Source organism: Polymorphobacter sp. PAMC 29334, assembly GCF_019431245.1.
GTDB lineage: Bacteria > Pseudomonadota > Alphaproteobacteria > Sphingomonadales > Sphingomonadaceae > Polymorphobacter_B > Polymorphobacter_B megasporae.
In genome coordinates this window covers 3,094,457-3,113,754 of sequence record NZ_CP080243.1, presented here as the reverse complement: position 1 = coordinate 3,113,754, position 19,298 = coordinate 3,094,457, and the positions used below count along the sequence as shown (strand labels likewise).

Here is a 19,298-nt window from a genome sequence, read left to right as displayed (position 1 = left end):
TTGGTGCAAACGCAGATGGTGCTCAGACGAGCGAGGATGGATTTCTGGGGGAGCGGCCCGAAGGCGCGTGAGGCGGGGGGGTACAGTTTCCATCTGCTGAACGCGAACGCTCCCGAAGAGGAGGTTAGACGGCATAGCCACGACGAGGCGCATTTCGTCCTTGTCCTCGCCGGCGGATATATGTCGTCGGCCGTTGGCGCCCCGCTGGTGTCCGATACGCCGGTGCTGATCTACAATCCGCCCGGCACGACGCATCAGGATCGGTTTCATGGCGGAAGAGGTCGATTTCTCGCCATATCCGGCGGGACGGGCGGCGACGCGGCGGCGCTTTGCATGCGCGAGCCCTATGCCTACCGACTTGCCCACAGCATCGCGCAAGACATCGACTTAATGACGCCGTTCAGGCTGGAGGCGCGCGCCCTACAGCTTCGCGGTTTCGTCTTGCCGCTCTCATCCGATGAGCCGCGCGCTGCCGGACGCCCGCCGGGCTGGCTTAATCGTGCCGTCGAGATGATCTTTACCAGCGACGATCCTGATCTTTCGGTCGCTGCGGTCGCATCCGACGCCGGCGTTCATCCGGTCCATCTCGCCCGCGTGTTCCGACGTTTTCTCGGCTGTTCACCCGGTGATTATCTGCGCGGCCACAGAATGGAACGTGCCGCAGCCATGCTTGGAAAGGGCATCGCCTCGCTTGCTGCCGTGGCGCAGTCGACAGGCTATGTCGATCAGGCACATCTAAACCGGACGTTTCGATCTCGTCTCGACACGACGCCAGCCCGGTGGCGAAAAATGCGGTATGTTGCGCCGATACAAGACGCGGAGGAGAGCATGCGTCAGGAGCCCGCTGCATCCCTTTAGGAATACAGCCAGTGAGACCTTTCAAATTCGCCAGCCTTGCGATCGGCGCTATCGGGCTGTGCGCGGCTGCCCCTGTACCGCAACTCGATCACGCTATCACTCAGGCCCTTGCGGCCTTCGATCATGACGAACATCCTGACCTGCGCGGGGTCGTGGTGCTTTGCCATGGACGAGTGATCGCGGAGCGCTACTACAATGGCGAGACAGCGACCGACATCCACGACATTCGCTCCGCCGGAAAGAGCGTCACGTCCCTCCTCGTCGGAATAGCGATCGACCGAGGTAAGATACGTAGCGTGGACGACACGGTCGCAACCTATTGGCCAGAAGCCGAGGGCAGTGCGATCGGCGACGTTGCCCTGAGGGATGTCCTGACGATGCGGTCCGGCCTCGCCGCTTTCGATGCGGATCCCACATCGCCGGGCAACGAAGACAAACTCGATGCGGCGTCGGATCCACTATTGTTTCTGCGTTCGGTTCCACGGGCCGAGCCGCCTGGGACGCAATATAGCTACAACTCGCTCACCGCCTATACTGCCGGCGTCATAGTAGCGAAAGCAACCGGTCGGTCGATGGCTGAATTTGCCCGCACATCGTTGTTCGATCCGCTGGGCATCCATCGGTGGCAATGGGCATCGGATGCTGCCGGTTATACGAAAGGCCAGGGAAACCTGTCTCTCACGCTCCGCGATTTCGCCGCGATCGGGGAGATGGTGCGAGGAGAAGGTCGGTACCGAGGGCACCGGATAATAAGTGCGGGTCGGATACGCGACGCGCTCGCGCCCAAAATCGCGATCTTCGCCAGCGACCCGTATGCCGACGGCTATGGCTATTTCTGGTATTCGAAGGTTCAACAGATCGATGGCAAGCCCGTCGCGGTATCTTTCGCGTCGGGTAACGGCGGCAACAAGATTTACGTCGTTCCGAGCCGCAATATGGTTGTTGCCATCACATCGAGCGCCTACGGCCATGCGTATGGACAGCGGCGTTCAGAATCGATCCTGAGGGCCGTCCTCTCAGCTGACCGACCTTAGCGAGCGCCTGGTTTATATCCGGTCTGGGTAAGCCGATCCCGTGTGCAGGCACCGCCCTTCTAATCGGGTGCTCAGTCGGCGATGATCCGCAGTAGCATGTCGATCAACACGGCCTGCTCGCTGGCTGTAAGCGGTGCGAGCGTTTGCTCGGTCGAACCCGCGAGCCTCGCCTCCACCTTGCTCGTCATCACCTGCCCGGCGGCGGTCGGGTCGACCAGCAGCAGTCGCCGGTTGGCTGGATCGGGGCGCGTTGCGACGAGCCCCGCGGCGACCATCCGCTTGATCAGCGTATGCGTGTTGGCGGATTCCATCCCGATTTGCCGGCCCAGCTCGGCCTGGGTCAGCGCGCCGCTTGCCAACGTAATCAGCGCCGTTGCCTGGACCGGCGACAGGTCGCCGAGGTCGGCGAGCGCCGCCGAGGAATTCTTACGAGCCACGGCATAAGCGCGCCGCAGCAGGTGGCCGACATAGCGCTCGACGCCGACCGCCGTCGCGTCGTTGCCTTTGCCTATCTGTGATCGTCTGGTCGACGCCATGATCGTCCCTCCTTGATCAGGGCATCGCGGCTTGTCCAGTCCTGGGCGGCGGCGTCACCCGGCGTTGAGCGCGGCCGCCGCATAACTTGCCTGCCCGATCTTCGCGTCGTCGAAGATTGCCCGGTCTTCGACCCACTGGTGGGTCTTGTCGTACATCGCCGGCGAATAAGTCTCGAAGACGATCCGTTCGCCCGGACCGAAGGCGCCGACGTTGATGCGGTCGTGGTAGATCGCGGGCACTTCATTCAAATAGAAATGCGCGTATTGCTGATGATGCAGGTCGATATCGTGCTGGGCACGACGCAGCGCTGCATAGTATTTCCTCACGTCATCCGCATCGACCCCGTCGGGCACCAGGCCGATGATCATGAAGCTGGTGTCGGCGATCTTGCGAAAGCCCAATTGCTCGGCGATGTAGAGCTGGATGCCGAACAAGGTCGACGCGGCAGCCTCGCCGCGGTCGAGCCGGGCGAGCCGCTGGTCGGGCGACCCGGCGAAGTTGAGCTTGATCCGATCGGGCGCAATCGCGGTTTCGAGCGCCTGGATCGTGGCATAGTGGCTGCCCGACTGATACCCGACATCGATGGTCACGCCGGCAAGGTCGCCGAGCGTGCGGATCGCGGAATCGGCGGGGACGAAGATGCCGCACGGCGAGACCGAATAGGCGTCGCCCCACAACCGGCCATGCGCGTTCGACGCGGCCATGTTGACCGTCCAGTGACACGCGCAGCTGATGCTCGCGTCGCGGCCCTTTTCATAGGTCTGGTAGGCGCCCGACGGATCGTCCTGTGTCGAGGCATCGAAGCTGGCAACTTCGACCTGCCCGAGCGTGTAGTCGGTCAGGCCGGCATCAGCGAAATAGCCATTGGCGTCGGCGATCCATTCCTGCAGCCGGCCGTGGGTGTGAATGCGAAACGTCATGGGTCGTCTCCTGTCCAGCCAGCTCTCGCGGCTGTTATGCTATGATCATAATGTTATGATCATAGCAAGACAGAATTTCACCTGTTCAAACGGGGCGGCGGCGCTTTGCGGTGAGCAGCAGCGTCGCGGCATAGGTCCATGTCACCGCGATCACCGCTCCGGCGAGCGCCGCGACCCACCATGTCGAGCCATCGCGGAACAGCAGCGTACTGACGAAGATGTTGCCGATCGCGCCGGGTGCGCACACCGCGGCATAGCCGACGAAGCCGCGCAGGAACGCTGCCCCGCGCAGCCGAAGGTCGCGATACGTCAGCGTGTTGGCGAGGAAATAGTTGAACGCCATCGCCGCGATCACGCCCGCCGGCAGCGCGACCGCGAACGAGATGCCCGCGTGACGGAACAGGCTCCCGATCACCATCAGGTTGATCGCCAGTCCGAAAAGCCCGGCCCCGGCGAACATGAGGAAGCGCACCGGCACATAGCGGCCGAGCATCTTCTCGAGGAGCAGGACGAAGAATTCGTGCGCGACACGTGGGTCGAGCTTGCTCGTGCCGGCGTGGCGCGGGCGGAAGGTATAGGGGATCTCCCGGATTGCCAGCGGCGCGGGGCTCGACGCGACGACGTCCATCAGGATCTTGAAGCCGATATTCGACAGGTGTGGCGCGCTCGCCATGAACGCGTCGTGGCGAGCGGCGAAGAAACCGCTCATCGGGTCGGCGATCGTCGTCCGGAGCGTCGCGTTGGTCACCCGCGTCGCGGTGCGGCTGATCAGCTCGCGGACGCCGGTGAAGCCCGATGCCGCGCCGCCGTCGACGTAGCGACTGCCGATCGCGAGGTCGCAACCGCCGCCGCCGTCGTCGCCGGTCACCGCCTCATACATCTTGGGGAGCAGCGCCTCGTCGTGCTGCATGTCGCCGTCAATTACCGCGATTACCGGCGCGGCGGTGGCAAGCACGCCCTCGGTCACTGCCGAGGCCAGGCCGCGCCGTCCGAGCCGCTGGATGACGCGGATGCGGCGGTCGTACGCGCCGATCTGGCGGAGCAAAGCGGCGGTGCCGTCGGTCGAATCGTCGTCGACGAAGATCGCTTCCCACGCCAGCCCGTCGAGCGCGCGATCGAGCCCGGCGACCATCGCCGCGATATTGCCCGCCTCGTTCAGCGTCGGCACGATCACCGCGAGCGCGAGCGGTGACCCGAGGTCGGGGGACGGCCGCGTCGTCTGCCGCTGAGTCGTGAGCGAATGAAGCGTCATCGAGATTTACTCCGGGGAAGCAGCAACGCGGTGTCGTCGGGCGCGGTCGCGACGGGGGCATATTCAGCGTCGATCAGCCGCGGCAGCGGTTGCGGCAGGCGTTCGCCATCGCTCGACAAGAAATCGGGATGGCGGGTCAGGACGATCGCGCCAAAGCCGTGGCTGGCGATCCGGCTCGCGAGCGGGGCGAGCGGCGCGCCGAGCCGGACACGCTGGCCTTCGTTGAAGAAGTCCCACGCGAATGGTTTCCCTGCCCAGAAGCAGGCGGCGAGCAATTCGCAAGCGACCGGCCCGGGCGTCGCCGCGATCTGCGTCTCGATTGCCCCCCACGCAGCGGTCCGCGCACCGAGGGTGTCGAGCGCGGTCTTCTGCGCAATCGCATAGAAAGGCAGCATGATCGTCACCGGCAGCAACGCCGCGGCGAGCGCGACGCCGGTCCGGCGCGTCTCCGACAGCGCCAGCCCGGCGGCGATCGACAGCGCGATCAGTGCCTCGAACTGCGCGTTGTAGCTGACGCCTTCACCGCCGCGCTGGGCCAGCCCGAACGGCAGCGCGATCGCGACGAACAGTAGGGCGAGCGCGGTATTGCGCCGCCAGCGGATCAGCAGCGCGACGCCGAGCAGCGGCATCATCAGCGCGGTCGACCAAGACGACTTGACCACCCGCGTAACGTCATAGACCCGGCCGTGATGGAGAACGCTGTCGACCAGCGCGTCGCCGAACAGGGTGTAAGCGATAGCTGCCGCAATGATCGCGGCACCGGCTCCGCAGGCGCACCAGATCAGCGCCGCGCGCCGGTCGGTCGCCGCCAGCCACAGCGTCGCCGCTGCGGGCAAGGCAAGAAGGTTGTGCTTGATGAACAGCGCCGCGACGACCAGCGCCGCCGCCGCCGCGATCCCGGGAACGCGCAGCGGACGCAGGCTCGCGAGCAGCATCGCCACCCCGCCGAGCATCACCGCGTGTGCGAGCCACTGCGGATCGTTCGTCGCCACATACTGGCCAGCGAAGATCACGACATACGCGACGAGGATCAAGCCCGCCGCCGCCGCCCAGGCGGGCCGGCCGCCGAGCTGCCGGACGATCACCGCGACGAGCGCGCCGCTCACGAGCAAGGCGAGCAATGCGACGACCCGCCCGGCGACGATCGGATCGCCCGCAAGTTGCCCCGCCGCGCCGATCAGATAGAAAGACAGCGGCGGATAATTATTGCTGATCAACTCACCCGCCGCCGGGTACAGCGGCCCGATCGCCGGGGCCATCGCCCGCGCGGCAAAGTAACCGTTCCAGCCTTCGTTGTAGGTCAGCGGGATGTGTCGCGGAATCGTCAGCACCGGCACGGCTAGGCACGCCGCGAGGATGAGCGCCCCCCCGGTGTGCCACCGCGACCAATATCGACTGTCGGTTCGAGGGGCTGACACGTCGGCTTACGCTTTCCGCATTGAAATCCCCCGCGACGGTTTAAAGCGATGAACCCCGATCCGGGTCCGGGCCGCGCGCGGATTCGCGTTCCTCCGCCCGATGGAGGGGACGGCGCGTTGACGCGGCCAAGCCCCGACCGCTAAGCCGACGCCCATGAAACGCTTCACCGGACAGGATCGGGCGGTCACCGCCACTTGGCACCCCGCGACGCAGGCCGTTCGCGGCGGCACCGCGCGGTCCGAATATGGCGAGACGTCGGAGGCGATCTTTCTCACCTCGGGCTATGCCTATGACAGCGCGGGGCAGGCGGCGGCGCGCTTCCGCGGCGAAGAGCCCGGCATGACCTATTCGCGGCTGCAGAACCCGACGAACGCGATGTTGGAGGAACGCCTGTGCCTGCTCGAAGGCGCGGAGGCGTGTCGCGTCACCGCAAGCGGCATGGCGGCGATGTCGACCGCATTGCTCAGCCATCTGTCGGCGGGCGATCACCTGGTGGCGGGCCGCGCGTTGTTCGGCTCGTGTCGCGTGCTCGTCGATACGATCCTGCCGCGCTTCGGCATCGAGACGACGATCGTCGACGGGCGCGACAACGATGCGTGGGCGAAGGCGCGGAAGCCGAACACCAGGGCGTTCTTCCTCGAAACCCCGGCGAACCCGACGCTCGACATCGTCGATATCGCCGCCGTCGCCGACATCGGCCACGACGCCGGCGCGCTGGTCGTGGTCGACAACGCCTTCGCCTCGCCGGTGCTGCAGCGGCCATTCCTGATGGGCGCCGACGTCGTCGCGCATTCGGCGACGAAGCACATGGACGGGCAGGGGCGGGTCCTTGCGGGGGCGGTGCTCGGCTCGGCGCAGTGGATCAACGACGTCTATCTGGCGATGGCGCGGCACACCGGCCCGGTGCTCAGCGCGTTCAATGCGTGGGTCGTCCTCAAGTCGCTGGAGACGATCGACCTGCGCGTCCGCCGCGCGGTCGAAAACGCCACCGCCGTCGCCACCGCGCTCGAACATCGCGTACCGAAATTGCTCTACCCCGGGCTCGCCAGCCACCCGCAGCACGATCTCGCAATGCGCCAGATGTCGGGCGGCGGGACGATCATCGCGCTGTTCGTCGCTGACCGGGTCCAGGCGCACGCGCTGCTCGACGCGCTCGAACTGATCGACATTTCGAACAACCTCGGTGACTCGCGGACGTTGATGACCCATCCGGCGTCGACCACCCACGCCAGCGTCGCCGCACCGATCCGCGAGGAGATGGGGATCACCGAGGGCATGCTGCGGCTGTCGGTCGGACTCGAGGACCCGCGTGATATCATCGCCGATCTCGACCAGGCGTTGACGAGGGCCGGGCTGTGAAGGCGTTCTTCCCCTACGCCGCGACGACAGCGGGCGTGACGGTCCGCGTCGCCCCGCGCTACCTCGACGAACAGTCCGACCCGGAAGCGAGCGAATATGCGTGGAGCTACCACGTTCGCATCGAGAACGAGACCGAGGAGGACGTCCAGCTCCTAGCCCGCCACTGGATCATCACCGACGGTCGCGGGCGTGTCGAGGAAGTCCGCGGCGAGGGCGTCGTCGGCGACCAGCCGATCATCGCACCGGGCGGATCGTACGATTATGTCAGCGGTTGCCCGCTGCCGACGCCGCACGGCACAATGGTCGGGACTTATGCGATGGCGACCCGCGAGACGCTGTTCGAGGTCGCGATCCCATTGTTCTCGCTCGACCAGCCCGATCCCGACCGGGTGTTGAATTGATCACGGTCCCGGCCCGGTGAAGCGGACCCATCTTCCGCTCAACGCCCTTCGTGTGTTCGACGCCGCCGCGCGGCATTTGTCGTTCACCAAGGCGGCCGACGAGCTGGCGGTGACCCCGGCGGCAGTCGGGCAGCAGGTTCGCGCGCTGGAGGATGTGCTCGGCACCGTCCTGTTCAAGCGGATGACGCGCAACCTCGAACTGACTCCCGAGGCCGAGCGGGCGCTGCCGGCGCTGCGCGCAGGGTTCCTCGAATTCGAGGAGTCGGTCCGCATCCTCCAGGACGCGCAGGGGTCGAAGGTGCTGACGCTCGCCGCGCCGCGCGACTTCACCGCGCGCTGGCTGACGCCGCGCCTCGCCGCTTATGCGCGCGATCACGACGTGCGCTTCGTCGTCACCGCCGCCGACGACGGGGTCGACTTCACCCAGGCGAACCTCGACCTCGCGGTCACCTTCGGCCCGGTTCCCGACGTCGAGGGCCTCCACGGCAAGCAGCTCGGCGACGCGGCGATGGTCGTCGTCGGCGTGCCCGATGCCGACCCCGAGCGGCGGATCGATCACCCGGGCGCGGGATGGCCGACGGGCGGCAGCTTCGCGCTGACCGTCGCCGACGCCGGGCTGGCGATCGACGCGGCGGTGGCGGGGTTCGGCGTCGCGCGCGTCCCGGTCCTGCTTGCTGCCGCGAACACCGGCGTCGTCGCGCTCGGCGATCCCGAACCCGCGCTCGCTGGCTACTGGCTCGTCGCCCCGACCCCGCAGTGGCGGCAGGCGAAGGTCCGCGCGCTCGTCGAGGCGCTGACGCGCTAAATGATTAACGCCGTCATCTCACTGTAATCTTTGCCAGCCACAGTGCCGCGACTCGAGGGAGCTCCGGCGATGGCAACGACGGCAACGGCAACGACGCACGATGAGCCCCACGCGGCGCGGGTGGCGATGGACCACAAGGTTCACCCCGTCGGGGTGATCGGCTTCCTCCTCGTCCTCGTCGCCGGCCTCGCCTTCGCCGGGTACAGCATCTTCATCGATACGCAGCAGGTCGGCGAGACGCTCGCGCTCGGCGCGTTCGCCTTCCTCGGACTCGCGCTGGTGATCGCGCTCGGCTTCGAATTCGTCAACGGCTTCCATGATACCGCCAACGCGGTCGCGACGGTGATCTACACCCACTCGCTGAAACCGGTCTTCGCGGTCATCTGGTCGGGCTGCTGGAACTTCGTCGGCGTGATGACCTCGACCGGCGCGGTCGCCTATACCGTCATTACCCTGCTCCCGGTCGACCTGATCCTCAACGTCGGCAGCGCGGGCGGGTACGCGATGATCTTCGCGCTGTTGCTCGCGGCGGTAACGTGGAACCTCGGGACGTGGTGGTTCGGCCTGCCGAACTCGTCGAGCCACGCGCTGATCGGCTCGATCCTCGGCGTCGGCCTCGCCAACCAGTTGCTCGCCGGACCGGGCGGGACCTCGGGCGTCGAATGGAGCCAAGCCACCAACGTCCTGCTCGCGCTTCTCGTCAGCCCGGTGATCGGTTTCGTCGGATCGTATCTGCTGCTCAAGCTGATGAAGAAGGTCGTCCCCGACCCCCAGCTCTACGCCGAGCCCAAGGGTGACGCGCCGCCGCCGAAGGGCATTCGCGCGCTGCTGATCTTCACCTGCACCGCGGTGTCTTTCGCGCACGGCGGCAACGACGGGCAGAAGGGTATGGGGCTGATCATGCTCATCTTAATCGGCGTCGCCCCGACCGCGTACGCGCTGAATCGGACGATGCCAGACGCCTCGACCCCGCAGTTCGTCCAGGCCGCCGCCGCCGCGCAGACCGTGTTTCATACCAAGTCCGGCGGCATCACGATCGCTCCCGACCAGGCGAACGAAACCCTGCGCGATGCGCTGCGGACCAAGAAGACCGACGATCCCAAGGTCTTCGCCGCGCTCGACGCGACCTCGTCGCAGATCACCGCCGACCTCAAGAACTACGGCTCGATCAAGCACGTCCCGGCAGCGGCGACCAAGAACCTGCGCAACGAGATGTACGTCGTCTATGACACGCTGCGGCTGATGACCAAGGACGAGGACAAAGCCAAGCAGGCCTTCCCGAACGGCGGCGACAAGACGCTGAAGGACTACCAGAAGCTGCTCGAGACCGGCACGCGCTTCATCCCGCCGTGGGTCAAGATCACCGTCGCGCTCGCGCTCGGCCTCGGCACGATGATCGGCTGGAAGCGGATCGTCGTCACCGTCGGCGAGAAGATCGGCAAGACGCATTTGACCTACGGCATGGGCGCGGCGGCCGAACTAATGGCGGCATCGACGATCCTGCTCGCCCAGTTCAAGGGAATGCCGGTGTCGACGACCCACATCCTGTCGAGCGGCGTCGCGGGGACGATGGTCGCCGACGGGGCCGGGTTGCAGGCGTCGACCGTCCGCAACATCGCACTCGCGTGGGTCACGACGCTCCCCGCCGCAATGGCGATCGCCGGGGTGCTGTACTGGGTATTCCTCGGCATCGTTCACACGATGGGGATGAAGTAGCGCTGCTCAGTCGAGCGTCGCCCGCCAGATCGCCAACATCGCCGGAAGCAGTGCGATGACGAAGACCGGCACACGAACGAAGCTCGACCGCACGGGTTAGTAAAGCGCGGCGAGCACGACGACGGCGATCAGCGCGATGCCACCGATGCCGCTCTGCAGCCCCTTGCCGGCGGCGTCCTGACCACGGTCGCTGGCGAAGATCAATGCGAAGCAGAAAGCCGCGTCGATAAGCGACACCGCCCAGAATCCCCACTCTGCGCCGACCGGACGCCCCACCGACATTGACCGATCCCGATCGTTACGGCTCCGACCCTATCCCGGTCCGTTGTCGTACGCTAGTGTCGATCAACGGCAACGAGGGACATCGGCAATGGCAGCACGAGGAACGAACGCGTACGCACCGATGATGCTCGCGGCACTGCGGATCATGACGGCGTTGCTCTACATCGAACACGGCGCGATCAAGCTGTTCGGCTTCCCCCCTGGTGCCGCCCCCGGCAAGGTTCCGCTGATGGGACTGTTCGGCGTCGCCGGGGTGCTCGAATTCATCGGCGGCGGCCTGATCCTGCTCGGCCTGTTGACCCGCCCGGTGGCGTTCCTCCTCGCCGGGCAGATGGCGGTCGCCTATTTCATGGCGCACGCCCCGTCGAGCCCATTCCCCGCGATCAACCACGGCGAGCCCGCAATCCTGTTCTGCTTCATCTTCCTGTATCTGGCGGTCGCCGGGCCGGGGGCGTTGAGCGTCGACGGTGGGCGTCGACGGTAGGCGGAGGGAACGGTCGCCGAACTGTTGTCGCGATCTGCTTCGGTCATGCAAGGCGGAGCAGAATTGCCCCGGTGGCGATGATGCCGACACCTACGATCCGCGCGCGACCAACCCGCTCGTGGAGCAATAGTGCGGATATCGCGGTGCCGAACAGGATCGAGGTCTCCCTGAGCGCCGCGACCACGGCAATGGGCGCGACCGTCATCGCCCATAAGGCAAGACCGTATGAGCCGACCGTGCCGGCTCCCCCGATCAGTCCGAGGTGCCAGTTGCGCCCAACATAGCCCCCGAAGGACCGGCGTGACCGCGCCAGCGCCCAAGCCGACAAAGCGGTGCCGCTCAACAGGAATATCCAGAGTGTATAGGCTGCCGGTGCGTGTGACCGGCGGACACCGGCGCCATCGATCAGCGTATATCCGGCGATGACGACGGCGTTGCCGAGGGCGAGGACGATGCCGGCCTTGTTCGCGCCGCGCGGGATCGCGCCCGCCATGCTCAAGATGCCTGCGCAGATAACGCCCAGACCAAGCCAAGCGGAGGCTGACAGCGGCTCGCTGAGCCAGATCACACTCGCCAGGGCAACCAACAGCGGAGCCGTCCCGCGCATCAGCGGATAAGTCAAGCTCATGTCCGCGAGATGGTAGGCGCGCGCCACGAGCACGAAATAGACGATTTGGAACACCGCGGAGGCCGCGATGAACGGCCAGCTCTCGCGCGCTGGAGCCGTGAGGAACGGCAGGCAGACGGTTGCCAGCAACGCCGCGGCTCCGGTCACGAGCACCGTTGTCAGAAGCGTGTCGCTGCCACCCTTCACGATCGCGTTCCACGTCGCATGGAGCGCCGCAGCGAAGATGACGATTGCGAAGACCGATATGTCCATCGGGCAAATGCTAGACGGGCACCGCGCGAATGTCTGCCGCTGCGACGGCAATTCTGGTTCGCGCTAGGACTGTAACCGGGCGCAAACAGCCTTCACCGTCATGGGGCTTGGCAAAGTTCGCGCGTCTCCCTGCAGGTGTTCGCGCTGTCCTACACCCACGCGACTGGCGTATGTCTCCTGGTCGAGTCGTGCGTCGTGTTCTTTCTCATTGTTGGTCGCGATCTTCTCCCGTCTCTCCACTTTAGAGCGGTCGGGGGCGGGGGAGTCGCCGTGCGCTATCCGCCCGAGAAGGCCCCACCCTCAGGCCACGCCAAGCGGCGCGTCTCTCGCCCCTCCCCCTGAGCCGAAGGCCGCCCGAAGGGCAACGGAAGGGGAGGCAGCGAACTGCCTCGCTCGTGTGGACTTAGTGGACTTCCGCCGTGCAGCGCTGCACTCCACCCCAAACCGTCAGTCCCTCTGACGATTTCGGGGCTAAAAACCCGGTCGTTGTGTGGACTTATGTAACCTTTCGCACCCCGACCTGCCCATCATACAGCGACTCGCTGCCGTGTGAACGTCCCCGCAAACAGCGACTCGCTGGCCCGTGGACTTCCGCCGCGCAGCATCGCGCTCCACCCCAAACCATCATTCCCGCGCAGGCCGGGGGCCCATCAGCCCGACGCTCCGTGGTGCTGGGTCCCGCCTGCGCGGGGATGACGAGAGTAAGTTGGGACCGACGTTTCCAGGGCGAAAACCCGGTCGTTCCGCGGACTTGTGTAACCTTCCGCCCAGAAAGGGGCGCAATGGATCACCACGAGAGGTGCAAAACCCGGTCGTTGTGTGGACTCGTGTAACCTTCCGCCGTGAGCTGGGTGCGGACTTGCAAGGGTCAGGCGTCGATTGCCTCGGCCTCGACCTGTCGCGCGCTCGCCTGAATGAAGGCGAAGCGGTGTTCGGGGTGGCGGCCCATCAGCCGCTCGACGAGATCCTTGACGTCGGCGCGGGCGTCATAGTCGGCGGGCATCGTCACCCGCAGCAGCGTGCGCTTGGACGGGTCCATCGTCGTTTCCTTGAGCTGCGCCGACGCCATCTCGCCGAGCCCTTTGAAGCGGCCGATTTCGAGGTTCGTTTTGCCCTTGAAGACCGTCCGCATCAGTTCCTCGCGGTGCGCGTCGTCGCGGGCGTAGGCCACCGTCCCGCCATGGGCGAGGCGGTAGAGCGGCGGCTGGGCGAGGTACAGATGCCCGTCGCGAACCAGCCCGGGCATTTCCTGGAAGAAAAAGGTCATCAGGAGAGTGGCGATATGCGCCCCGTCGACATCGGCGTCGGTCATGATGACGACCTTCTCATACCGCAGCGCCGCCGGGTCATAGCGGTCGCGGGTACCGCAGCCGAGCGCCTGGATCAGGTCGCCGACTTCGGTGTTGGCGAGGATCTTGGCGGTGTTGGCGCTGGCGACGTTCAGGATCTTGCCGCGGATCGGGAGTACCGCCTGGGTCGTCCGGTCGCGCGCCTGCTTGGCCGACCCGCCCGCCGAGTCGCCCTCGACAATGAAGACCTCGGTACCGACGGGGTCGCTGCGGGTGCAATCGGTCAGCTTGCCGGGGAGGCGGACGTTGCGCTTGTTGGTTGCAGTCTTGCGCAGGTTGGCGAGGTCGGCGCGGCGGCGCAGGCGGTCGTCCATCCGTTCGAGGAGGACGCCGAGCAGGGTTCGCGCGCGGCCTTCGTTACCAGTTAGCCAGTGGTCGAAATGATCGCGGACCGCGGTCTCGACGAGCCGGGCGGCTTCGGGGCTCGTCAGTCGGTCCTTGGTCTGGCTCTGGAATTGCGGGTCGCGGATAAACAGCGACAGCATCAGCTCGGCGCCGGTCATGACATCCTCGGGCGCGAGGTCGGTCGCTTTCTTCTGGCCGATCAGCCCGGCGAAGCCTTTTATTCCCTTCGCAAGTGCAGCACGAAGTCCCGCTTCATGCGTGCCGCCGTCGGGCGTCGGCACGGTGTTGCAATAATAGCTTGTCGCGCCGTCACCCCACATCGGCCACGCCACCGCCCATTCGACCGAGCCGCGGTCCTCGGGAAGGTCGGCCCGCCCGGCGAACAATTCACCGACGACGAGCTCGCGGTCGCCGAGCTGTTCGGTGAGGTGGTCGGCGAGGCCGCCGGGGAACTGGAAGGTCGCCGTCGCCGGGGTCGCGTCGCTGATGAGGTCGGGGTCGCACTTCCAGCGGATCTCGACACCGCGGAACAGATACGCCTTCGACCGGGCGAGCTTGTACAGGCGGGCGGGCTTGAAGTGGGCGTCGTCGCCGAAGATCTGGGTGTCAGGGGTGAAGGCGACCGTCGTCCCGCGCCGCCCGGTGACCGCGCCGACACTGTCGAGGCCCGACGTCGGCAGGCCGCGCGAGAAGGTCTGCCGGAACAGTGCCTTGTTGCGCGCGACCTCGACGGTCAGGTCGGACGACAGCGCGTTGACCACCGAAATACCGACGCCGTGGAGCCCGCCGCTGGTGGCATAGGCCTTGCCGGAGAACTTCCCGCCCGAATGGAGCATCGTCATGATGACCTCGAGCGCCGACTTTCCGGGGTATTTCGGATGCTCGTCGACCGGGATGCCGCGGCCGTTGTCGACGATCGTCAGCCGGTCGCCGGCGTCGAGCGTGACTTCGATCCGGGTCGCGTGACCGGCAACCGCCTCGTCCATCGCATTGTCGAGGACCTCCGACGCGAGGTGGTGGAGCGCGCGCTCGTCGACCCCGCCGATGTACATGCCGGGGCGGCGGCGAACCGGTTCGAGGCCCTCGAGGACCTCGATGTGGCTGGCGTCATAGTCGGTCGAGGCCGCAGTTGCGGCGAACAGGTCGCTCATGGGGTAGCTATAGAACGGACGCGGAACGTAGCCAAGCATGGCCGGAACGTGAAAATAGTTCTTGCAAATGCCTTTGCTGCAGTGCACAACAAACTTGCCGAAAGGCGATCCTCCCCAAGGATTTTACTAGGCCGGTGGTTCGCCACCGGCCTTTTTTTTACGCCGCCCTTATGCGGGCCGCCAAAGCTCTCCCTGTCTGGCACGGTTGTTGCAGCGCACAAGCCGTTAAACTCGGCGCTTAGCCGGAGCCAACGCAGAGCAGGGAGAGAATGATGAACAAGCAGATTTTGGCCGGGACAATGCTGACCCTCGCGGTCGTCGCGCAGCCCGCCATCGCGCAGGACGCACCGGCCGCCGCCACGCCACCCGCCGCCGCCCCCGCTGCGCCGGTCCTATCGCCGGCCATCACCGGGCCGCTCGCCGGGAATAGCGCGCCGACCAACTTCGACCTCGGCGACTTCGGCAAGGTCTATGTCACCGGCGTGGCCTCGGGCATCGCCCGCTTCCAGGATCACGCCGTCACCGGCGCGGGCGACCACGGCTCGTACGGCGACCTCAGCAATGCCCAGATCTTTATCCAGAAGATCGATGGGGTCTTCCAGTTTTTTGTCCAGGCCGGTGTCTATTCGCTGCCCTCGCTCGGCACCCCCTACACCCGCGCCACCCGGGTTACCGACTCGACCTTCGGGCCGCTGCCGCAGGCGTTCATCAAGATCGCCCCGACCGCCAACTTCTCGATCCAGGCCGGTAAGATGCCGACGCTGATCGGGGCCGAATACACATTTACCTTCGAAAACATGAACATCGACCGTGGCTTGCTGTGGAACCTCGAGCCCGCCGTCAGCAAGGGCGTCCAGGCGAACTACACCGCGGGGCCGCTGGCCTTCTCGGTCTCGCTCAACGACGGCTTCTACTCGTCGAAGTACAGCACGATCTCGGGATCGGTCGCCTACACGATCGACCCGAAGAACGTCCTCGCCTTCGCTGCCAGCGGCAATACCAAGACGACGACCAAGTCGACCTTCTCGACCCCGGGCATCCTCAACAACAGCTCGGTCTATAACCTGATCCTGACGCATACCGACGGGCCGTGGATCATCCAGCCGTACGTCCAGTACACCCATGTCGACAATCTGGTCCCGCAGTTCGGGACGACGTCCGCCTCGACGATCGGCGGCGCGATCCTCGCCAAGTACAGCTTCACCCCCGAGTTCAGCCTGCCGGTCCGCGGTGAGTATGTCAGCTCTTCGGGTACCCGCGGCGGCACCGCGGCGAGCTTCTTGTACGGCACCGGGAGCGACGCCTATTCGATCACCGTCAGCCCGACGTACCAGTACAAGATCTTCTTCGTCCGGGCCGAAGGGTCGTACGTCAAGGCGATCCATGCCACCGAGGGGGCGGCGTTCGGCAAGTTCGGGAACGACACTTCGCAGCTCCGCGGGGTCCTCGAGCTCGGCGTCCTCTTCTAGGGTCTGAGACTGCGCCGCTGCTTGCTTTTTGAGCCAGCGCGGCGCAGTTGCCTGTTAATTATGCATGCTATCGCGGTTCGAAGTCTTCGTCGTGCTCAACCGCTGTTGCGTCCCGGCAACACTACTCGAGCCATATGCGCGATCCTTGTCGCGACAGGGGCAGCCAGCCGGGCACAGGCGGTCGAGTTCGACGCCTCCGCTGCTCTTCTCACCGATTATCGCTCCCGGGGAGTATCGCTCAGCGACCGGCAGCCGGTGGCCGATGCGAGCGTCCAGGCCAGCTTGGCCGGGTGGTTCGCCGGGGCGGAGGCGGTGTCGACCGCCCGCCCGCGCGACCTGCGGCAGGACCGGGGGACCGATGCCGAGGTCGACCTGTCGGCGGGATACAGCCGACAAGTCGGACTGTTCACCCCATCTGCCGGGGTCATCGCCTACATCTATCCCCGTCACGGCCCGACCGAGGCCGAGGTGTTTGGTTCGGTCGCCGGGTCGCTTGGTCCGGCGACGGTGACGCTCGGGGCGAACTATGCCCCCGATCAGGCGGGGGTATCGGGTGGCAATCTCTATACCTATGCCAAAGCGGCGGTCGGTATCCCGTTGACGCCGGTCACCATCAAGGCGTCGGTCGGGCGCGAGAAGGGGGCGTTCGATCTTGGACGAACCAAGATCGACTATAGCGCCGGGGTCGACTACCGCATCAGCATCGTCACCATCGGGGTCAAATACGTCGGCAACGATGTACCAAGAAACGTCGCCCCGTTTATCCGCCACGCCACCGCCGACACCGTCGTTGGCAGCGTCACGCTGGCGTTCTAGACCCGATCAGCCCGGCAAATTCGGCAAGGACCGCCTCGTACAGGTTGCGCTTGAACGGCACGATCAATGATGACAGCTCGGGCAGCGTCGACCAGCGCCAGCTGCGGAACTCGGGATGCTCGGTCGCGATATTGACGTCGGCATCGGTGCCGGTGAAGCGCATCGCGAACCACTTTTGCCGCTGCCCGCAATAACGCCCCTTCCAGATCGTACCGATCAGGTCGTCGGGCAGGTCGTAATATAGCCAGTCGCGTGATTCGCCGAGAATCTCGGCCTTGGTGATGCCGGTCTCCTCGGCGAGCTCGCGGAACGCGGTCGTAATCGGCTCCTCGCCCGGATCGATCCCGCCCTGCGGCATCTGCCACGCCTCGAGCTTCGAATCGAGCCGCTGGCCGGTGAACACCTTGCCCTCGGCGTTGAGCAGCATGATCCCGACCCCGGCGCGGTACGGCAGCCCCGATGGGTGAACCCGGTCGCTCATTTCGCTGCTCCAGTCGCGGGGCTTAGGGGGATTACCGCCGGGGCGAGCGCGTCGAGGCGTGCCACGGCCTGTTCGGGTGAGAAGGGCGGCTTGCCGTGATTGCGTTCAGCATATTGGACGGTCCAGCTGTCGGCGGTGTCGCGATAGACGCCGATAACGCCGTGCTCGGCTCCCGCCTGGTCGGGCGCGCCGCAGCCGATCACGACCATCCGGCCGGTGACCCCGGCGAACGACTTCGTCGGCCCGAGGTCGCGAAAGATCTTCGCGGGACACGCCGGCGGCTCGAACTTCGCCGCAAGCTGGGCGTCGGTCACATGCGCCGCACCGCCGCCGCGCGTGCCGGTGACGGTAATCATCCGGGTCCAGTTGTCGACCGTCTCGCCGTCGGGGACATATTCGGCGATGAAAAATCCGCGCTGCTCCTGACGGTCCGCCAGCACGAACGGTCGCGGCAGTTTGAGCCGGACGACGCGGCCATAGACGCGCTGGACGGTTTCGACGGTGTCGGCCTTCTGCGTCCGCCACAACTGCCGCATCACCACGTCGCCGCCGGGCGCGCCCTCGGCCGCGGCGGTGGTGGATACCGCGAGCGACAACGGGGCGAATGCCGCGATGATCAGCGCGGTGGTCAAAGCCCGGTTCATTCGGCGGCCGCCGTCGTCTGCGGCTGCACCGCGGCGGCCATCGCGGATTGCGTAGCGAGCGCCTCGTCGACCATCACCCGCAGGGCCGCGAGGCAGGCGTGGAGGTCGTCCTGCGTGCTTGGGATCGCCAGCCGCAGCGTCATGCAGCCGTGGATTTGTCCCGCCGCCTCGCGGAAGACGACCGGCACCCCCGCCGAAATCAGCTTGGCGGCGTACGCCCGGCCCTGGTCGCGGAGCGGATCGAGGCCGCAGGTGAAGACCATTGCCGGGGGCAAGCCGGCGAGCGAGTCCGCATGAATCGGCGAGGCATAAGCGTGATGAAGGTCGGGCTCCGACCCCATATAATGCTCGGTGAACCAGCGCATGCCGCCGTTGGTCAGCAGATAGCCCTCGGCGAATTCCTGCATCGAGCCGCTGTTCGCGGTCATGTCGACACCGGGGTAGATCAGCCATTGCGCGACGATCGGCACCGGCAATTTGCCGCCCAGCTGCTGCGCGACCACCGCGGCGAGGTTGCCGCCGGCGCTGTCGCCCGCCGGGATCAGCCCGGTGACCGTGTGACCGACCGGCTTCGGCGTTTCGGCGAGCCAGCGCATCGCGGCGAGGCAATCCTCGGTCGCGGCGGGAAAACGGTGCTCGGGGGCGAGGCGGTAATCAACGCTGACGACGGTCATCCCGGCAACGCGGGCGATCTCGGCGCAGAGCGAATCGTGGGTCTCGAGGTCGCCGATCACCCAGCCGCCTCCGTGGAAATAGACGAGGACCGGTCCCGGGCCGGGGTCGGCGGCAGCGCTATACACGCGCGCCGGGATCGCGTGGCCCTGCGGCGAGGGGATGGTGACATCGGCGACATGGGCGAGGTCGCCGCGTGGCAGCTCGGCGACCTGCGCCAGCATCCGCATCATCTCGCGCGCCGGCCCGGGCTCGCCGTCTTCCATCTTCGGGCCGGGGGCGCTGCTGAGCATCGCCAGCAAATTGGCAACGTCGGGTCTGACGAACGGCACGGCTCTTCTCCCAAGGTTTTGCGGCAACATAGACGTGGCGGGCCGCGGTCGCCAAGGGGCGACCCTGATCGGTGGCGCACCGCGGAAGTCCA

The 19,298-nt window shown here is 66.2% G+C and carries 19 protein-coding genes; 9 read left to right on the top strand and 10 right to left on the bottom strand.

The annotated features are described in order from the left end of the window. Window positions 1-36 precede the first annotated feature (36 nt). Together KZX46_RS18430 and KZX46_RS18425 are read left to right on the top strand one after the other, a co-directional pair. Window positions 37-858: an AraC family transcriptional regulator gene (locus tag KZX46_RS18430; protein ID WP_219775193.1), complete on the top strand. Its 822-nt coding sequence runs from the start codon at window positions 37-39 to the stop codon at window positions 856-858. Between the two features lie 11 nt (window positions 859-869). Next, window positions 870-1,892, top strand: coding sequence for a serine hydrolase (locus KZX46_RS18425; RefSeq protein ID WP_219775192.1), 1,023 nt, complete (start codon window positions 870-872; stop codon window positions 1,890-1,892). Window positions 1,893-1,963: 71 nt separating this feature from the next. On the opposite strand, the gene KZX46_RS18420 is transcribed toward KZX46_RS18425, so the two are convergent. The 4 genes from KZX46_RS18420 to KZX46_RS18405 all read right to left on the bottom strand — a co-directional run bounded on the left by KZX46_RS18420 (window position 1,964) and on the right by KZX46_RS18405 (window position 6,019). After that, a complete protein-coding gene (locus tag KZX46_RS18420; protein ID WP_219775191.1) occupies window positions 1,964-2,428 on the bottom strand; it encodes a MarR family winged helix-turn-helix transcriptional regulator in 465 nt (154 codons plus the stop codon). A gap of 54 nt (window positions 2,429-2,482) precedes the next feature. Then, the gene (locus KZX46_RS18415) at window positions 2,483-3,349 is read right to left on the bottom strand and encodes an ABC transporter substrate-binding protein (protein ID WP_219775190.1); all 867 of its coding nucleotides are present in this window, start codon (window positions 3,347-3,349) and stop codon (window positions 2,483-2,485) included. A gap of 85 nt (window positions 3,350-3,434) precedes the next feature. Beyond that, complete coding sequence (locus tag KZX46_RS18410) at window positions 3,435-4,601, bottom strand: glycosyltransferase family 2 protein (protein WP_219775189.1); 1,167 nt, start codon at window positions 4,599-4,601, stop codon at window positions 3,435-3,437. Continuing rightward, window positions 4,598-6,019 (bottom strand): hypothetical protein, encoded by a 1,422-nt coding sequence (locus KZX46_RS18405; RefSeq protein WP_219775188.1) that lies wholly within the window; start codon window positions 6,017-6,019, stop codon window positions 4,598-4,600. Before KZX46_RS18405 ends, KZX46_RS18410 begins: the two co-directional genes overlap by 4 nt. A 154-nt stretch (window positions 6,020-6,173) precedes the next feature. Here KZX46_RS18405 and metZ point away from each other — a divergent pair, with 154 nt between their 5' ends. The 4 genes from metZ (at window position 6,174) to KZX46_RS18385 (ending at window position 10,301) form a co-directional block, all read left to right on the top strand. Beyond that, window positions 6,174-7,379 (top strand): O-succinylhomoserine sulfhydrylase, encoded by a 1,206-nt coding sequence (gene metZ, locus KZX46_RS18400; protein ID WP_219775187.1) that lies wholly within the window; start codon window positions 6,174-6,176, stop codon window positions 7,377-7,379. Further along, on the top strand, window positions 7,376-7,780 hold the full coding sequence (apaG, locus tag KZX46_RS18395) for a Co2+/Mg2+ efflux protein ApaG (RefSeq protein WP_216709956.1): 405 nt from the start codon (window positions 7,376-7,378) through the stop codon (window positions 7,778-7,780). Before metZ ends, apaG begins: the two co-directional genes overlap by 4 nt. Window positions 7,781-7,796: 16 nt before the next feature. Further along, window positions 7,797-8,585 carry a LysR family transcriptional regulator gene (locus KZX46_RS18390; protein WP_219775186.1) on the top strand — a complete coding sequence of 263 codons (789 nt, stop codon included), beginning with the start codon at window positions 7,797-7,799 and terminating at the stop codon, window positions 8,583-8,585. Between the two features lie 69 nt (window positions 8,586-8,654). Continuing rightward, window positions 8,655-10,301: an inorganic phosphate transporter gene (locus KZX46_RS18385; protein WP_219775185.1), complete on the top strand. Its 1,647-nt coding sequence runs from the start codon at window positions 8,655-8,657 to the stop codon at window positions 10,299-10,301. 96 nt (window positions 10,302-10,397) lie between these two features. Here KZX46_RS18385 and KZX46_RS18380 read toward each other — a convergent pair whose 3' ends face one another. Beyond that, window positions 10,398-10,583, bottom strand: coding sequence for a hypothetical protein (locus tag KZX46_RS18380; RefSeq protein WP_219775184.1), 186 nt, complete (start codon window positions 10,581-10,583; stop codon window positions 10,398-10,400). Between the two features lie 88 nt (window positions 10,584-10,671). Between KZX46_RS18380 and KZX46_RS18375 the strand changes: the two genes are divergently transcribed. Continuing rightward, on the top strand, window positions 10,672-11,067 hold the full coding sequence (locus KZX46_RS18375; protein ID WP_216709951.1) for a DoxX family protein: 396 nt from the start codon (window positions 10,672-10,674) through the stop codon (window positions 11,065-11,067). Between the two features lie 43 nt (window positions 11,068-11,110). On the opposite strand, the gene KZX46_RS18370 is transcribed toward KZX46_RS18375, so the two are convergent. Both KZX46_RS18370 and parE read right to left on the bottom strand, forming a co-directional pair. Further along, window positions 11,111-11,947, bottom strand: coding sequence for an EamA family transporter (locus KZX46_RS18370; protein ID WP_219775183.1), 837 nt, complete (start codon window positions 11,945-11,947; stop codon window positions 11,111-11,113). An 868-nt stretch (window positions 11,948-12,815) separates the two neighbouring features. Continuing rightward, window positions 12,816-14,792: a DNA topoisomerase IV subunit B gene (parE, locus tag KZX46_RS18365; protein WP_219775182.1), complete on the bottom strand. Its 1,977-nt coding sequence runs from the start codon at window positions 14,790-14,792 to the stop codon at window positions 12,816-12,818. Window positions 14,793-15,064: 272 nt separating this feature from the next. Between parE and KZX46_RS18360 the strand changes: the two genes are divergently transcribed. Together KZX46_RS18360 and KZX46_RS18355 are read left to right on the top strand one after the other, a co-directional pair. Continuing rightward, entirely contained in the window at window positions 15,065-16,261 is a 1,197-nt protein-coding gene (locus KZX46_RS18360; protein WP_219775181.1) for an outer membrane beta-barrel protein, read from the top strand. A 60-nt stretch (window positions 16,262-16,321) separates the two neighbouring features. Then, on the top strand, window positions 16,322-17,077 hold the full coding sequence (locus tag KZX46_RS18355) for a TorF family putative porin (RefSeq protein WP_226896045.1): 756 nt from the start codon (window positions 16,322-16,324) through the stop codon (window positions 17,075-17,077). Here the strand turns inward: KZX46_RS18355 and KZX46_RS18350 are convergent. The 3 genes from KZX46_RS18350 to KZX46_RS18340 are packed head-to-tail and all read right to left on the bottom strand — an operon-like array spanning window position 17,061 to window position 19,206. Further along, on the bottom strand, window positions 17,061-17,558 hold the full coding sequence (locus tag KZX46_RS18350) for an RNA pyrophosphohydrolase (RefSeq protein WP_219775179.1): 498 nt from the start codon (window positions 17,556-17,558) through the stop codon (window positions 17,061-17,063). The genes KZX46_RS18355 and KZX46_RS18350 overlap by 17 nt on opposite strands. Beyond that, window positions 17,555-18,202: a hypothetical protein gene (locus KZX46_RS18345; protein ID WP_219775178.1), complete on the bottom strand. Its 648-nt coding sequence runs from the start codon at window positions 18,200-18,202 to the stop codon at window positions 17,555-17,557. The genes KZX46_RS18350 and KZX46_RS18345 overlap by 4 nt, the downstream gene beginning before the upstream one ends. Then, entirely contained in the window at window positions 18,199-19,206 is a 1,008-nt protein-coding gene (locus tag KZX46_RS18340) for an alpha/beta hydrolase (RefSeq protein ID WP_226896044.1), read from the bottom strand. Before KZX46_RS18340 ends, KZX46_RS18345 begins: the two co-directional genes overlap by 4 nt. Window positions 19,207-19,298: the final 92 nt, after the last annotated feature.

Bases quoted from the DNA above. Each gene is read 5' to 3' on its own strand.
- KZX46_RS18430 (WP_219775193.1), top strand. From the start codon at position 37: ATGGATTTCTGGGGGAGCGGCCCGAAGGCGCGTGAGGCGGGGGGGTAC.
- KZX46_RS18420 (WP_219775191.1), bottom strand. From the start codon at position 2,428: ATGGCGTCGACCAGACGATCACAGATAGGCAAAGGCAACGACGCGACG.
- KZX46_RS18415 (WP_219775190.1), bottom strand. From the start codon at position 3,349: ATGACGTTTCGCATTCACACCCACGGCCGGCTGCAGGAATGGATCGCC.
- KZX46_RS18410 (WP_219775189.1), bottom strand. From the start codon at position 4,601: ATGACGCTTCATTCGCTCACGACTCAGCGGCAGACGACGCGGCCGTCC.
- metZ (WP_219775187.1), top strand. From the start codon at position 6,174: ATGAAACGCTTCACCGGACAGGATCGGGCGGTCACCGCCACTTGGCAC.
- KZX46_RS18385 (WP_219775185.1), top strand. From the start codon at position 8,655: ATGGCAACGACGGCAACGGCAACGACGCACGATGAGCCCCACGCGGCG.
- KZX46_RS18380 (WP_219775184.1), bottom strand. From the start codon at position 10,583: ATGTCGGTGGGGCGTCCGGTCGGCGCAGAGTGGGGATTCTGGGCGGTG.
- KZX46_RS18375 (WP_216709951.1), top strand. From the start codon at position 10,672: ATGGCAGCACGAGGAACGAACGCGTACGCACCGATGATGCTCGCGGCA.
- KZX46_RS18370 (WP_219775183.1), bottom strand. From the start codon at position 11,947: ATGGACATATCGGTCTTCGCAATCGTCATCTTCGCTGCGGCGCTCCAT.
- parE (WP_219775182.1), bottom strand. From the start codon at position 14,792: ATGAGCGACCTGTTCGCCGCAACTGCGGCCTCGACCGACTATGACGCC.
- KZX46_RS18360 (WP_219775181.1), top strand. From the start codon at position 15,065: ATGAACAAGCAGATTTTGGCCGGGACAATGCTGACCCTCGCGGTCGTC.
- KZX46_RS18355 (WP_226896045.1), top strand. From the start codon at position 16,322: ATGCATGCTATCGCGGTTCGAAGTCTTCGTCGTGCTCAACCGCTGTTG.
- KZX46_RS18350 (WP_219775179.1), bottom strand. From the start codon at position 17,558: ATGAGCGACCGGGTTCACCCATCGGGGCTGCCGTACCGCGCCGGGGTC.
- KZX46_RS18345 (WP_219775178.1), bottom strand. From the start codon at position 18,202: ATGAACCGGGCTTTGACCACCGCGCTGATCATCGCGGCATTCGCCCCG.